This window comes from Bacillus sp. FSL H8-0547, assembly GCA_038002745.1.
Lineage (GTDB): Bacteria > Bacillota > Bacilli > Bacillales > Bacillaceae > Bacillus_P.
The window spans coordinates 349,064-363,992 of sequence record JBBODD010000001.1; the positions used below are offsets into that span (position 1 = coordinate 349,064).

General features: G+C 44.0%; 16 protein-coding genes. 11 read left to right on the top strand and 5 right to left on the bottom strand.

Annotation, left to right across the window (positions count from 1 at the left end; translation table 11 throughout):
* Positions 1-195 precede the first annotated feature (195 nt).
* The 10 genes from MHB63_01785 to MHB63_01830 all read left to right on the top strand — a co-directional run bounded on the left by MHB63_01785 (position 196) and on the right by MHB63_01830 (position 6,639).
* Entirely contained in the window at positions 196-378 is a 183-nt protein-coding gene (locus tag MHB63_01785) for a hypothetical protein (protein ID MEK3805318.1), read from the top strand.
* Between the two features lie 35 nt (positions 379-413).
* Positions 414-620 carry a PH domain-containing protein gene (locus tag MHB63_01790; protein ID MEK3805319.1) on the top strand — a complete coding sequence of 69 codons (207 nt, stop codon included), beginning with the start codon at positions 414-416 and terminating at the stop codon, positions 618-620.
* A 113-nt stretch (positions 621-733) separates the two neighbouring features.
* The gene (locus tag MHB63_01795) at positions 734-1,156 is read left to right on the top strand and encodes a pyridoxamine 5'-phosphate oxidase family protein (protein ID MEK3805320.1); all 423 of its coding nucleotides are present in this window, start codon (positions 734-736) and stop codon (positions 1,154-1,156) included.
* A gap of 79 nt (positions 1,157-1,235) precedes the next feature.
* Positions 1,236-1,469, top strand: coding sequence for a hypothetical protein (locus tag MHB63_01800; GenBank protein ID MEK3805321.1), 234 nt, complete (start codon positions 1,236-1,238; stop codon positions 1,467-1,469).
* A 142-nt stretch (positions 1,470-1,611) separates the two neighbouring features.
* On the top strand, positions 1,612-2,115 hold the full coding sequence (locus MHB63_01805) for a hypothetical protein (protein ID MEK3805322.1): 504 nt from the start codon (positions 1,612-1,614) through the stop codon (positions 2,113-2,115).
* 170 nt (positions 2,116-2,285) lie between these two features.
* Positions 2,286-3,065, top strand: a complete 780-nt coding sequence (locus tag MHB63_01810; GenBank protein MEK3805323.1) for a transporter substrate-binding domain-containing protein — start codon at positions 2,286-2,288, stop codon at positions 3,063-3,065.
* Positions 3,066-3,097: 32 nt separating this feature from the next.
* Entirely contained in the window at positions 3,098-3,763 is a 666-nt protein-coding gene (locus tag MHB63_01815) for an amino acid ABC transporter permease (GenBank protein ID MEK3805324.1), read from the top strand.
* A gap of 29 nt (positions 3,764-3,792) precedes the next feature.
* Entirely contained in the window at positions 3,793-4,521 is a 729-nt protein-coding gene (locus tag MHB63_01820; GenBank protein ID MEK3805325.1) for an amino acid ABC transporter ATP-binding protein, read from the top strand.
* Positions 4,522-4,678: 157 nt separating this feature from the next.
* The gene (locus tag MHB63_01825; GenBank protein MEK3805326.1) at positions 4,679-5,299 is read left to right on the top strand and encodes a hypothetical protein; all 621 of its coding nucleotides are present in this window, start codon (positions 4,679-4,681) and stop codon (positions 5,297-5,299) included.
* A gap of 158 nt (positions 5,300-5,457) precedes the next feature.
* Positions 5,458-6,639: a NupC/NupG family nucleoside CNT transporter gene (locus MHB63_01830; protein MEK3805327.1), complete on the top strand. Its 1,182-nt coding sequence runs from the start codon at positions 5,458-5,460 to the stop codon at positions 6,637-6,639.
* A 45-nt stretch (positions 6,640-6,684) separates the two neighbouring features.
* Here MHB63_01830 and MHB63_01835 read toward each other — a convergent pair whose 3' ends face one another.
* From MHB63_01835 to MHB63_01855, 5 genes are all read right to left on the bottom strand, one after another.
* Positions 6,685-8,301 (bottom strand): M14 family metallopeptidase, encoded by a 1,617-nt coding sequence (locus MHB63_01835; protein ID MEK3805328.1) that lies wholly within the window; start codon positions 8,299-8,301, stop codon positions 6,685-6,687.
* 462 nt (positions 8,302-8,763) lie between these two features.
* Positions 8,764-10,272, bottom strand: a complete 1,509-nt coding sequence (locus tag MHB63_01840; protein ID MEK3805329.1) for an MDR family MFS transporter — start codon at positions 10,270-10,272, stop codon at positions 8,764-8,766.
* Between the two features lie 99 nt (positions 10,273-10,371).
* On the bottom strand, positions 10,372-11,301 hold the full coding sequence (locus tag MHB63_01845) for a patatin-like phospholipase family protein (GenBank protein ID MEK3805330.1): 930 nt from the start codon (positions 11,299-11,301) through the stop codon (positions 10,372-10,374).
* 301 nt (positions 11,302-11,602) lie between these two features.
* Positions 11,603-13,123 carry an osmoprotectant update ABC transporter permease/substrate-binding subunit OpuFB gene (gene opuFB / locus MHB63_01850; protein MEK3805331.1) on the bottom strand — a complete coding sequence of 507 codons (1,521 nt, stop codon included), beginning with the start codon at positions 13,121-13,123 and terminating at the stop codon, positions 11,603-11,605.
* Positions 13,120-14,073: an ABC transporter ATP-binding protein gene (locus tag MHB63_01855; protein ID MEK3805332.1), complete on the bottom strand. Its 954-nt coding sequence runs from the start codon at positions 14,071-14,073 to the stop codon at positions 13,120-13,122. Before MHB63_01855 ends, opuFB begins: the two co-directional genes overlap by 4 nt.
* Positions 14,074-14,226: 153 nt before the next feature.
* On the opposite strand from MHB63_01855, the gene MHB63_01860 reads away from it, so the two are divergent.
* Complete coding sequence (locus tag MHB63_01860) at positions 14,227-14,871, top strand: alpha/beta hydrolase (GenBank protein ID MEK3805333.1); 645 nt, start codon at positions 14,227-14,229, stop codon at positions 14,869-14,871.
* Positions 14,872-14,929 lie beyond the last annotated feature (58 nt).

Here is a 14,929-nt window from a genome sequence, read left to right on the forward strand (position 1 = left end):
GCTCCTTGCATCCGTTTTCACACATACTATAACATCTATTCAACTAGTTGTCTATACCAGTTTGAATCAGTATTTTTTAAATCATTCCCGTATACCTGCTTCCCTGTAACAGTAACGTGCTGCCAATAAGAACAAACGAAATTTACCCGTCATCAAAAGGTAAAATATGCTAAAATTAATGTAAGGAGGTCTGTCATGACGTTTAAAGTAAAACGGAACCCAATCCTTGTATGTATCGTCGTTTTTTTAATTGTTTTCCCGTTTTTTCTTCTGTATCAGGGTGAACCCGCACCACCTCTTGTTTTTCCTTTTTTAATTGCAGCCTTTCTTGCACATGCTCTTCTTAACTCTTATTTTTCATCGCCGATCAGAAACTGAAAATTGTATTCGGACTCATCAGAAAAGAAATTTTTATTAGAGACATTAAAGAAGTGCACTATTCGATGAATCCACTATCTTCTCCGGCCTGGACATTCAAGCGCCTGAAAATCGTGTACACAGGTTCTTTTTCATCCAGCCGCCCTGCCTATTCAAAATTTGCGCTTGTTTCGCTGCCAAAAGATGAAAAGCTTTTCTTCAGGGAACTGTCCGCAGTTAATCCGTCTGTTTCCACCCCATAAATGCCTCCCTCATAGCGGGAGGCATTTGCGTGTCAGCCAACACTCCACTTTCATGTTTCAAGATAAGAAAATGAAGGAATACATACATTAATACGTATAAAGGAGATGTTACCATGGACAAGCAGACACTGAATCAAGAGGTCCTTCAGGTACTTGAAAAACACAAAGTAGGGACACTGTCTACCGTAGTGGACAATAAACCCCACTCCCGCTATATGACCTTTTCCAATGATGAACTTATGCTCTATACTCCGACTAATGTTCACACGCACAAAGCAGAGGAAATTGATAAAAATCCGAATGTACATATCCTGCTGGGCTATGAAGGCGAAGGATACGGGGACTCCTATGTAGAGTTTGAGGGAACAGCGGAAATCAGCAGCGACCAGGAACTGAAAGACCGGATCTGGAATGAGCATATGAAAAATTGGTTCAAGGGTCCTGATGACCCGGACTATATTGTTCTTGCCATTAAACCGAACAAAATCCGCCTGATGAACAGCGGACAGAAAACACCTCAGACACTGGATGTCTGATCCGCTTATGCCAATTCCTTGTTTTCACCCGGCTGTCGTGAGAAAATAGGGGACGAAAGAACGCATAAAGGGTGATTTCATGTACTATGTGGTAGTTGATATAGGCTGCTCCGACTGCGGAGAGGCTTCAAACGTAGTTGGTGTCTTTACAGAGGAAGATAAAGCGCGCACAGCATTAGAGCATTATAAAAAAGCAAACAAGCTTGACTTGTATGGCGACGACCACCAGTTTTTAATTTACGGGGTTAAGGAACTGAACCATATCCACAATGACAGCTTTGACCATTGTATTTATGACAGTCAAGAAGAATAGCATCCGGCGCCTGTACTGGCGCCGTTTTTTTTAGTAAGCAACTCCTTCCAATTCGAGCAAAACGGTTGATGCTTTTGCCGCAGTCCAGTAAAATAGATAATTGTGTTTTACGTACGGACTACTATATAGGAAGGAGATCAGTATGTATCAATCTGTACTTACTGGCGAAAATCAGGCACCTGTGGATGCGGAAGAACTGCAGTTTCAGCTCTTTAGAATGCAGGATAATCTCAAGGAAATAGCCAAGAGGTGGAAAGTTGTCGGAATTGATCAGACGAAAGAAGACAAATGGGTCGTTGTTTATGCACAAAATGACGGTGATTCATGCAAAGTGATGCTGAACGATTGCGAAACAGCCTATAGGGGGAAATGGGATTTTTCCATTCATGCCACCTATTCAGACGATCATGCCATTCATATTGGCGACATTAAAGGACCTGCCAACAAAGGCTACGGATCAATTTGCATGAATTATTTAAAAGAAATCGCAAAAGACCAGAACATCCCGACTATTACCGGAGATATCGCCAAGAGAGACTGGGATCATGTCGACCGTCTTGTGCACTTTTATGAAAAGCACGACTTTAAAGTAAACATTGATTATGAAGAGCAGGCAGGAGAAATTGAATGGAATGCAATGCAGTAGAAGCAGCTATACAGCTGCTTCTTTTTTTACGCAAGTTTACATTTTCCTTTTCTAAAAAATTCTAAAAAATACGATTACAGTAAGTAAGATAAGGGTATGTACAACTAGCGCATTTTTTCCTGTTTACCATAATCACTCATACCATTCAGAAAGGAGACTTGGAGCATCTTATGAAAAAACAAGTTTATCTTATGATCCTTGTTCTATTAACAGGTGTTTTTTTATCAGCCTGTGCCGAGAAAGAAAAGTTGTCAGACGGAACAGAATTGATTGACAAGGATGAATTCGTCTTTGCTGCATCAGGTGAATTCAAACCCTTCAGCTATGTGAAGGATGATATGACAATGACCGGGTTTGATGTCGCCGTCGGAGAAGCGATTGCCAAGGAGCTTGGACTGAAGCCAGTTCAAAAACGGATTAAATTCAAAGGGATTGTTGAAGGTGTTAAAACCGGCCGGGCCGACGCCGCTGTGGCAAGCCACACCATCAATGACCAGCGGGCAAAGCACGTGTCCTTTTCCACACCCTACTACTATTCAGGACCTCAAATTTTCACGCGCACAGACAGCAGCATCAAAACAGTTGAAGATCTCAAAGGAAAAGAAGTCGCTGTAGCCAAAGGCTCTACATATGCTGCAACCGCAGAGAAATATACAAACAACATAAAGATGTACGACAGCGATATCACTGCCCTCAAAGCACTGAGTACAGGCCGCCACGACGCGGTGATCACGGATTTTGTAACAGGAAAAAGTGCAGCCAAAGGCGGATTTGAAATTACCGGACAGCAGCTGATTGAACGAAGTGAACAGGCTGTTGTCATTCCGCAGGACAACCCCGAACTCTTGAAACGTGTTAATGAAGCGCTCGAAAATCTGCGCAAAGACGGAACACTTAAAAAAATCAGCATTGAGTATTTTGGAGAAGACATTACAGTAAAACCGGAATAATCACTGCCTGTACAGAAAGGATGCTGTTTATATTGCCCAGCTTTTCACATTTTTTTGATTCACTCATAGCCAGCAGAGGTGTATTTTTTGATGCAATGCTCGTCACTCTTCAACTGACGGTTGTGTCTATCTTAATTGGAATTATCATCGGCCTCTTTTTCGCATTGCTGAAAATATCCAAACTGAAGGTTCTCGGCTGGATTTCAGATGCTTATATCTACCTTGTCCGAGGTACACCATTGATCGTTCAGATTTTCATCCTGTACTTCGGTTTCAGCGGATTGTTTCTCATCCCTGACTTCTGGGCTGCATCACTTGCTCTCGCCTTCCACAATGGTGCTTATATTGCCGAAATTTTCAGAGGCACCATCCAGTCCATAGACAAAGGTCAAATGGAAGCAGGCCGTTCTCTCGGAATGACCAGAGCTCTGACAATGAGGCGGATCATCATGCCGCAGGCGTTCAGACGCGCCCTGCCTCCGCTTGGAAACCAGATGATTATCGGCTTGAAGGATTCTTCTCTGGCAGCCTTTATTTCCATCAATGAATTATTTAACGTGGCGACCACACTCGGTTCAAACAACTTTGATGAGATGACATTCCTGCTCATTGTTGCCGTTTACTACTTAATACTAGTTGCAATACTGACACTCGTTGTAAATGGACTTGAAAAGAAAATGTCCATCAGTGACCGCTAAAGGAGGGAATCTTTTTGGAATCAAAAGAAATGATCAAAGTGGAAAAGCTGAATAAATCATTCGGCGACCTGCATGTCTTAAAAGATATTGATATGAAAGTTGGTGAAAGCGATGTTGTATGTTTGATCGGATCAAGCGGATCCGGAAAAAGCACCCTTCTCAGGTGCCTCAACTTTCTTGAGAAAAAAGATAACGGAAAAATCATCATAAACGGTGAAGAAGTCACACAGGCAACTCATGATATCAACGAAGTCCGGCAAAAAGTCGGCATGGTGTTTCAGCATTTCCAGCTGTTCCCTCATAAAACAGTGATTGAAAACATTATGGAAGCACCGCTGATGGTAAAGAAAATGAAAAAGAACCAGGCTGAAGCGGAAGCACGTGCTCTCCTTGAAAAAGTAGGGCTTTCCGACAAAGCAGATGTCTACCCGAACAAATTGTCAGGCGGGCAAAAGCAGCGGGTTGCCATTGCCCGGGCACTTGCGATGAAGCCTGAAATCATGCTGTTTGACGAACCTACATCCGCTCTTGATCCGGAACTTGTCGGAGAGGTTCTCGCCACCATGAAAGAACTTGCTGAAGAAGGAATGACAATGGTTGTCGTCACGCATGAGATGCAGTTTGCAAGAGAGGTTGCTGACTGGATCGTGTATATGAACGAAGGAAGAGTTGTTGAGATCGGACACCCGGAAGAGTTCTTTTCTAATCCAAAAGAAGAACGGACAAAAGAGTTTCTAAAGACCACTCAGCTCAGCTGAGTAAAAGCCGCAGAACATGGATTCTGCGGTTTTTTTCATGGATCCTTCTTCCACTATAATTTTTCTTGCCAAAACGGCCAATATTAGATATGATGTAAACGAATTCAAGAGGTCTGACGACTAACAACTAATAACTCCACGTGAGAGGGGACACAATATGAAAGAAAGAATACTGTTTTTCATGACAGGCTTACTGGCTCTTACGCTCGGTGTAGCCCTGATTATCAAATCAGGTCTTGGCGCATCCTCATGGGACGCACTTGCAGTAGGAGAATCCAATCTTTTTGGACTCACTGTCGGTACCTGTATCTTTATAAATGGAATCGTTTTAATTTTTATTAACTCATTTCTGATGAAGAAGAAACCCGAGTTGCTCGCAGCAGGAAGCATTCTCTTAATTGGAGCTTTGATTGATTTCTGGCTTCTAGTCGTTTTAAAACACTATTCCCCTGCCGGATTATTCTTCCAGGCATCTGCTCTGATTGCCGGAATACTCACCATGGGCATTGGAGTAGCCGTTTATCTGCAGGCAAAGTTCCCTGCCAGTCCGATGGATACACTGATGGTTGCCATTCATACCCGTTTCGGTTTTAATTTAAGAAATTCAAGGATCATCAGCGAAACCTTTGCGCTCCTTCTCGCTTTTGCTTTTCAGGGAGCAATCGGCATCGGCACATTTGTCGTGACATTGACACTTGGTTTTGTTGTTCAATATTTCCATCCTAAATTTGAAGGGTTATTGCTGCGAATGAGCAGCAGCCGATTATCCTTTAAATAGCAAAAATTTATTGTTGCTTTGTTCCTATAAATCTATTATAGTTGAATACGTCAGAGGTCAGACATCTGATCATACTGACTCTCTTTTTTGAAGAGGATGAAAGCGTATACAGTGTCTTTCAAAAATTGTTTTATAATTCCATCACAGAGGTGAACGAAATGAAATACCTGATTGCCCTTCTTGGACTTGCCATCGTACTTGGTCTCGCCTGGGTTGCCAGCAGCGACCGCAAGAAAATCAAGTTTAAACCTGTTGCACTGATGATTGTTATACAAATTGCTTTAACGTTCCTATTACTCAACACAAAATTTGGTCTCGTGTTAATTACTGCAATTGCCGACGGATTCGGCAAGCTGCTTGAATATGCAAACGAAGGAATCATGTTTGTTTTTGGCGGACTCGCGAATGATGGACAATCTCCATTTTTCCTGAACGTTCTTCTCCCAATCGTCTTTATCTCTGCTTTGATCGGGATCTTCCAGTACTTTAAAATTCTGCCTTTTGTTATGAAGGGCATCGGTTATGTACTGAGCAAGGTTAACGGCATGGGTAAGCTTGAGTCTTACAATGCAGTTGCATCAGCGATTGTAGGTCAGTCCGAAGTCTTCATCACCGTTAAAAAACAGCTTGGACAGCTGTCTTCACAGCGTCTGTACACACTTTGCGCATCTGCAATGTCGACTGTATCCATGTCGATTGTTGGAGCATACATGACGATGATCGAGCCGAAGTATGTTGTAACGGCAATCGTCATCAACCTGTTCGGCGGATTTATCATTGCCTCAATCATTAATCCGTACACTGTTTCAGATGAAGAAGATATTCTTGTCATTCAGGAAGAAGAAAAGCAGTCATTCTTTGAAATGCTTGGCGAATACATCATGGACGGTTTCAAAGTAGCCGTCATTGTCGGCGCTATGCTGATTGGTTTCGTTGCCCTGATTGCAGCGGTCAACAACATTTTTGATATGATCTTCGGCATTACATTCCAGGGTATTCTTGGATACATCTTTGCCCCATTCGCCTTTATCATGGGTGTTCCTATGAACGAAGCAGTAGCTGCGGGCGGAATTATGGCAACTAAGCTTGTGACAAACGAATTTGTAGCGATGATGGACCTGGCTAATGTTGCAGATACGTTCAGTGAGCGTACGCTTGGCATCATCTCCGTCTTCCTTGTCTCGTTTGCCAATTTCTCATCCATCGGAATTATTGCCGGTGCGGTGAAGGGTCTGCATGAAAAACAAGGAAACGTAGTTGCACGTTTCGGTTTGAAACTGCTTTACGGTGCTACACTTGTGAGTATCCTGTCAGCGATTATTGTAAGTATCGTATTATAATGAAAAAACAGATCCCGTGATTTAGCGGGATCTGTTTTTTATTGCTTACTTCAGCTTTTTCCCATCAAACATAAACCGGTAAACCGGCAATTCTTCACCAATTTCTGACGGAATATAGCCGAATGTTACATAGCTGTCAATCGACTCGGGCTCAAGGGAGAGAGACAGCAGATTATTTTGCGGCTGAGCAGACAAGAAGATAAATGAGCCTTTCGGGAAAACGACCTCTTTTTTTGTGAGCTCTGTCTCCACTTCAACCAGCTGCTTTCCTTCGTACAGTTCTGTCTCTTCTTTGCTTGTTATCTGATAGGCTTCAACAGGGAGTTTCATTTGTTTCGGAAGCTTAAATCCTTTTACTCCCTGATTCATCAGCCTGGCCGCAGCATCACCCTGATCAGGCTGCAGTACATATGCGGTCGGACGCTCGCGTGTTAATGTCGGAACAGCTTCTGTTGCACTGAAATAATTAACAGGTACATCCTGAACAGTTCCGCTCTCAATATCAATCATTTCAAGAGTCTGTCCTTCTATCTCCAATGCTTCACTGTTCACATAAACAGGATCATTGTCATTTGGAAGCAGGCCTTTTTTAACTAGCTTTGCCCGTTCGGCTGCAACCGTTACTTTTACTTTACGGGCATTTTCTGCTGTCTGTCTTAAAATGCTTTCATGTGTGGCGATTTGAGCTGCGACCCGGCGTCCAAAGTCCTCCCTGCCAATTTCAATGCCCCTGCTTTCCACAAGGAACGAAAAGGCAGGCTGCAGTCCGAAGGAGTTTCTTCCGATGCGCGGCTCTGTCCCGCCTTCTAAAATATCAATTTCACCGTTTGTCACAGCGGTTGTATAATAGCGGTCAGCCGAATATCCCTGATCTTCAAGTGCAGTAAACGCAGGTTCAACATAAAGGCTGTCTGACATCGTTCTGATTTTTTCAGGAATGTTTAAATTTCTGCCTGAGAGCAGAAGGATATCATGATACTTCAGGAGACCGTCTTCTCCAAACCGGTCAAACGAACGGGTGTACGGCGAATATTCATGGGCATCAATGACAACTTCAGGCGTGTACTTATTGTATTCACGGTGAATAGCCTGCACTTCCGGTGACTCCAGCTTGACATGATCACGGTTGCCGTCAAGGCCATTTTGAAGCTGCCGCTTAAAGTTGTAGGATCCATCCGGATTTACACGTGGAACAATAATAATATTGATATCATCCAGCAGCTCTTTCCCAAGCTCGCCTGTCAGACGATTAGCGATGGCGAGAATGGATTCACCGCTTGCAGGCTCATTTCCGTGAATCTGGCTCTGAATCCAGACCGTCGGCTTACGAGATGCATAGCTCGGTTTTATGCTCCCGTCCTTTGTAAAGTAAAGTGCAGGAATTGCCATGCCGTTTTGCGATTTGCCGATCTCTTTTACTGACACGTAAGGAGATTTTGTTTTGAGTTCTTCTATGTAAGCAAGCATTTCCTCCTGGGTGGTGAAGGCTTCTTCACCTTTTGTAAAAGCCGGTGTTTCATCTGTTGAAGCAACATCGGGAAAAAGCGGCCTTACTTGTTCGGGCTGTGTATACGTTTTTCCATAGTATGGTGTTTCGGCGCTGACTGCAGGGGCAAGAAGGAAGCTCGCTGTCAGCAAAACAGGAATCGCCTTTTTCTTCAAATTTTCCCAACTCCTCTTGTCATTTGCTTACAATCATAGAGGAAAAAGATAATATTATCAAAAAATTCACACTAGTTTCAAATTCCTATGTCTTCCTATAGTGTGTTCAATCTGAATCAAAACAGGAACATGGACAGGTTCTGATTCTCCTTATAATAGTGAATAAATACTCGCAGTATATGGCAGTCTGCCTGATAAGAGCGTCTTTTGGCTCAATTTTTCAAAAACCTTTCATATGAACAAAAGCGCAAGCGCCCTGGTCAGATCCGATAGGCAGATAAGAATCCGGCGGAAAAGTCCGGTTTTGACTTTTTTGACGGATTTGTTCTGACAGAGGATTTAGGCGCTGGAGCTGGACGAAGATAACTTTGTTATGTTATCCACAGCCTTTTGCTCTTTATAATTTCCTTAAATATAAAAAAGAGCCTAAACAAAGCCCCATGCTTCATTTAAGCTCTTTCTTCATTTAGCGGATGCTGCCTCTTTCTTCTCGATGTTCAGTCTTGTTTTCCCCATAAAAAAGACGGTGATCAGGGCAGCTCCAAGCGGAATAAGCGCGAACAGGAACATGGCTGTAATAGAATCTGACATCGCATTTATTACCGGTTCAAGCACCCGGGCAGGAATCTGCCCCCGTACTTCCGGCTGAAAAATCCCCTGAGGATTGCTCATATCAAACCCGCTGCCGGCAGATCCGGCGTTTTCAAGCTCTCTTGTGAAGATTTTTGTCTGAATAGCTCCGAATATTGTCACACCGATTGTCATGCCAAGCGATCTGAAAAAGGCATTTGTTGCGTTCGCTGAACCTCTGAAACGAGGATCCAGGTTATGAATGGACGCATTTGGAAGGAGCGAAAAGGAAAATCCGACGCCAAATCCCGATAGAATCATAAACAGCGTCAGCAGCAGCCTTCCCGTATCCGGCGTCATCGTGCTGAGGAGTCCCATTCCGGCTATAAAAGAAGTGATGGAAACGAACATGATGCTGCGGTAGCTTGTTTTTGTCATAAACGCACCTGCAAGTCCGCTGCCGACAACCGACCCAAGCATAAGCGGCATGAGGATGTAACCTGCACTTGTAGCTGATCCCCCATATACAGCCTGAACAAAAATCGGAATAAAAATCGTAAGTATGATAAACGAAGCCCCGTACAAAAAGGCAAGAATCTGAGAACTTGCAAACAGTCTGCTTTTAAACATCCAAAAAGAAATGATTGGATCTTTTGCTTTTATTTCGGCAACTAAAAATAAAATCAGAAATAAGACAAAAGAGCCGAACAATGAAAAGAACTGCCAAGAAGTCCAGGAGAACTCTTTTCCTCCAAGCTCCAGTGCAAACATAAGGCTGACAACGCCGGCTACAAGCGTGAGTGCTCCGGCCCAGTCAATTTTCTGGCTTTCAAGCTTTGCTTTTTCATGATAAAACTTTCCGACCAGAATGACGGATAAAAGACCGATTGGAATATTCACATAAAAAACCCAGTGCCAGCTGATATATTCTGTCAAATACGCTCCGATGAGCGGGCCGAAAACAGATGCAGATCCGAAAACAGCACCTAAAAGCCCTGTCATTTTCCCGCGTTTTTCCGGCGGGAAAATATCAAAAACAATGGTAAATGCAATGGGCAGAAGCGCACCGCCGCCAATTCCCTGAACAGCCCTGAAGATGCTGAGCTGAGTTATGTTCTGTGCAACCCCGCACAGGGCAGATCCTGCAAGAAAAATAATAAGTCCAATGATGAAAAACCGTTTCCGCCCGTACATATCAGAAAGCTTTCCAAAAATCGGCATACCCGCAAGCACCGTCACCATATAGGCAGACGTTACCCACACGAACTGATCAAGCCCTCCGAGATCACTGACAATCGATCCAAGGGCAGTTGCAACAATCGTGTTATCAATCGCAGCCATAAAAATACCGAGGAGGAGACCTGCGACAACCAGCCGGGTATGTTGTTGAGATGCGTCCATTTCCTTCACTTCCTTAATAGTTAAGTTGATGAAGCTTCATTTACTATTATAGTCAAATTTGAATAAGATACCAGCATAAACTGCAAATAAGCGGGCCAGTTACAGACCCGCAGCGGCTTTGGATTTTTTTCGTATTTCTTTATATTTCTCAAAATCAAAGCTTTTCAGAAACTGCTGTGCCGAAGAATACCCTGACTGATACAAGTACTCGATTTCCTCTCTATTCAAGTCAAAGTCGGTTGCTGTTATTCCTCCTGTGGGAATTTGCACCGTGCGTCCTTTTGTTTCTTCAGTCAAATGCCTCAGATCGTGAGCCTGCAGCATCGTTTTAAAGATATTTTTAAAAAGATGGACCGGTGTCGGTATAACAGCCCCCGCCTTGATTTCTTCTTTAATAAAACGGAATCCGAAGGTTGGAAAGCGCGGTTCTTCTTTCGAATCAAACAGCCAGATCGGAAAATTGCTCAGCAGTCCGCCATCTAATATATAGGAAGTGAACTGGGAAGATGATTTCCATTTTACCGGCCTGAAGAAAAAGGGAATGGATGCGCTCATCATAACCGCTTTAGAGATTTTCAAGTCTGAGCGTTTCATCTTGTATTTGGGCAGATCATCAGGCAGGATAAGAATTTCTCCATTGGATACGTCTGATGCAATAATTTTCAGCTTATCTTCAGGCAGGTCTGCAAATGTATTGATCCCTTTTGCCGAAAGGAGACCGTCTATCCATTCTTCCAGATAGCTGTTTTTGTAAAAACCGAGATGAATCATGAGCTGAAGCAGTCCGCCGATGATTGGGATATAATTCAAAAAGGTTCTCCCTCTGAATTTCGTAAAATCAAGCTCTGTGAGATGCTCCCTGATTTCATTGCTTTTATAGCCTGCTGCCAAAAGGGCGGCAATGACAGCACCCGCAGATGTACCTGCAAGGCGTTCCCACTCAATTTTTTCTTCCTCCATTGCCTGAATAGCACCAGTAAACGCAATACCCCGGACTCCCCCGCCCTCAAATACTCCGTCAGCCTTCATCTGTGCTTCACCTCCGGAATGATCTTCTATCTTTATTCTTGTTTTTTGTCATAAATCCTTTTTGTCAAACACATCAATCCAAGAACAAAAGCGCAAGCGCCTTGATCAGATCCGATAGACAGATAAGAATCCGGCAGAAAAGTCCGGTTTTGACTTTTTTGACGGATTTGTTCTGGCAGAGGATCTAGGCGCTTCCGCTTGCCGATGATTACTTTGTTATGTTATACACAGCCTTTTATTCTTTAATAATTCCTTAACACCAGAAAAAGAGGGAGAATCATGACATTCTCCCTCTTTTTCCTTACTTCCCTAATAAGCCTTCTTTACTTAAATACTGCTCAGCAACTTCTGCAGCCGGTTTTCCTTCAACGTTTACCTGATAATTCATTTCTCTCATTTCGTCATCCGTTATTTTTCCTGACAATTGATTCAGTGCTTCCTCAAGCTCAGGATGCTCATCAAGCGTTTCCGTTCTCAGCAGCGGTGCTCCCTGATAGGGAGGAAACAGGTTTTTGTCGTCTTCAAGGACTAAAAGATTATATTGTTTCAGCTCACTGTCTGTCGAATAAGCGTCAATTAAATTGATTTCGCCTGTCTGAATGGCTTCATATCTGAGCTTAGGCTCCATTGTTTTCAAGTTCGCAAAGGTGGTGCCGTAAACTTTCTGGATGCCTTTGTAGCCATCCTCCCGGTCCGAAAACTCAAGAGTGAATCCTGCTTTTATATTCCCTGCAGCCGGTTTAAGGTCTGACATTTTTTCAAGTCCGTATTGCTCTGCAGCTTCTTTGGGAACAGCAAGTGTATACGTGTTGTTGAATGACATCGGCTCAAGATACGCCATATCAAATTTCTCAAGCATTCCCGCTTTTGCCTGCTCGTACACTTCATTCCGGTCTGTGCTGACGGCCTCTTCTTTTAAAAAGGTCGTAATCGCTGTTCCTGTAAATTCAGGGTAAATATCAATATCCCCTGACTTAAGAGCGTTAAAGACAAATGACGTTTTTCCAAGACCGGGCTTTAATTCAACCTCAAGATCCGTCTCCTGCTCTATCAGCAGCTTGTACATATTGATCAGTATTTCGGGTTCAGAACCAAGCTTTCCGGCAATGACAATGTCTTTCTTGCCGGTGCCGAACGCAAGCGGCACCGCCACCGCCAGCAGTACGATTAATCCTGCAATGCCGATCACTTTCATTGATCGTCTCGCTGCTGCTTTTTCAACGCCTCGCAGAACGGCATCAAACAAAATAGCAAGCAGGGCAGCAGGAATCGCTCCAAGCAGAATCAGCATGTTGTCGTTTCTGTCGATGCCAAGCAAAATAAGCTTCCCGAGTCCTCCAGCACCAATAAGGGCCGCAAGTGTAGTGGTTCCAACAATCAGCACCATCGCCGTGCGGATACCAGCCATGATGACCGGCATGGCAAGCGGGAGCTCCACTTTAAATAGCCGTTTCATGCTGTTCATCCCCATGGCGCGGGCTGCTTCAATTAAAGAGGAATCCACTTCTTTAATGCCGGTGTACGTATTTCGCAATATCGGAAGCAGGGCATAGATGACCAGTGCAATAATGGCAGGCACTACTCCAATGCCCACGAGAGGAATAAGCAGTCCGAGAAGGGCAAGTGACGGAATCGTCTGCAGGACGGCAGAAACACCAATCACACCTTCTGCGGCTCCTGATTTTCTGGTCAAATAAATGCCGAGCGGAATGGAAATGGCGACCGCAAGCAGCAAAGCAATAAATGAGATCTGGATATGCTCAAGCAAAGCAGCTAAAAGCTCGCTTTGCCGTTCTTTAAATACGTCAATAAATGCCGTCATACTCTCCCTCTTTCTTCCGCACGGCCGGCTAAGAACTGAACCGCGGACTCTCTCGTTATCGTCCCGATAATCTGCCCGTTCCGCTCAACAGGAATCAAGTCTTCTGTCCCCAGTCTCTGGAGGGCTTCCTTTCGGTCAGCCGTAAAAGATATCGGCTTTTTGAGTGGATCTGTTTCCTGCAGAGGCCTGATCCACGGCTCAATGGAACCTTCGAGAATGGCTGCCTGTCCTCTGTTCCCGATAAATTCTTTGACAAAATCATTGGCAGGACGTCTGATGATTGCTTCCGGGCTGTCAATTTGCACGGCTTCCCCGTCTTTCATCACACAAATCCGGTCCCCGAGAGCAAGGGCCTCCTGCATATCATGAGTGACAAACACAATTGTTTTATGAATTCGCTTTTGCAGGTCAATGATATCCTGCTGCAGTTTCTCCCTGCTGATCGGATCAAGTGCACTGAATGGCTCATCCATCAGAATAATGTCCGGGTCTGCAGCCAGCGCTCTGATGACCCCGATTCTCTGCTGCTGACCGCCGGACAGCTCATTTGGTTTTCTCGTTCTGTATGTATCCGGATCAAGCCCCACCATATTCAGAAGTTCATCTGTGCGTTTCCGTATTTTCTCTGCTTTCCATCCCCTCAGTTCAGGAACAACCGCAATGTTTTCTTCAATCGTCATATGAGGAAAAAGCGCAATCTGCTGGAGAACATACCCTATATTCCACCGCAGTTCGTGAATGTCATAATCATGTACATTTTTGCCGTCTATGCTGACAGTGCCGTCTGTTGCATCAATCAGCCTGTTGATCATTTTCATCGTGGTTGTCTTGCCGCAGCCGGATGGCCCGATAAAAACAAAAAATTCACCTTTTTCAATGGTTAAGTCAAGGGCATTTACTGCCTTCGTACCGTCTTTGTATACCTTTGTCACATTCTCAAACCGGATCATCTGCTCACCTGTTTTCTATAGTGTTATCATAGCGCCACCAAATGTATTACCCTTTCCCGGCGAAAGATAAGCTTCTTTTTTACTGAAGAAAGGAATCTCCACCCAATTAGTGGAATTAGTAGTATCATACTAAAAAAGAGAGGATAAAATCCAATGGTCCAAATCCAGAAAGATTCCATCACAGGCTACAAAGACGGCACTGTTTCCTATTCCCTGTTCAAAAAAGCCTCTCAAGCAAAAACACTTGCTATTATGTTTCCAGGCTACGGGTATACAGCGCAGGGCCCGCTGTTTCACTATTCAACAGGAATTTTCCTGAACCGCGGTGAGGATGTGCTGCATCTTAACTACTCCTACCAGTCACCTTTTTATGAATCGTTTTCAGATAAAGAGCTTGAAGATGCGTTAAAAAGAGATGTCCGGCATGTCATTGATACCGTATTAAGCGCGCACTCCTATGAACATTTTTACTTGATAGGAAAATCACTCGGCACAATTGCACTTGCTGCTGAACTTGGGAGAACGGCATTTCTCGATGCGAAAATTGTCTGGCTCACGCCTTTGCTGAAAAGGGATGATGTGTTTGAGGGCATGTACACAAGCAAAAAGAGAGGGTTATGCATCATCGGCGATTCAGACCCTTGCTATGATCAGGAGCGCTTTGAGAAGCTTTCTGGTAATGCATTTCTTGAGCGTGTCCTCATTAACGGGGCTGACCACAGCCTGGAAGATTCCGAGGATGCGGTTGGTTCAGTCGATGTGCTGAAGGATGTTATGTTGAAAATTAAGAGGTTTTAAATCACTTCTAAATGGAAAGACCGGTGCAGCTAATGCTCACCGGCCTTTCTCATGCTAT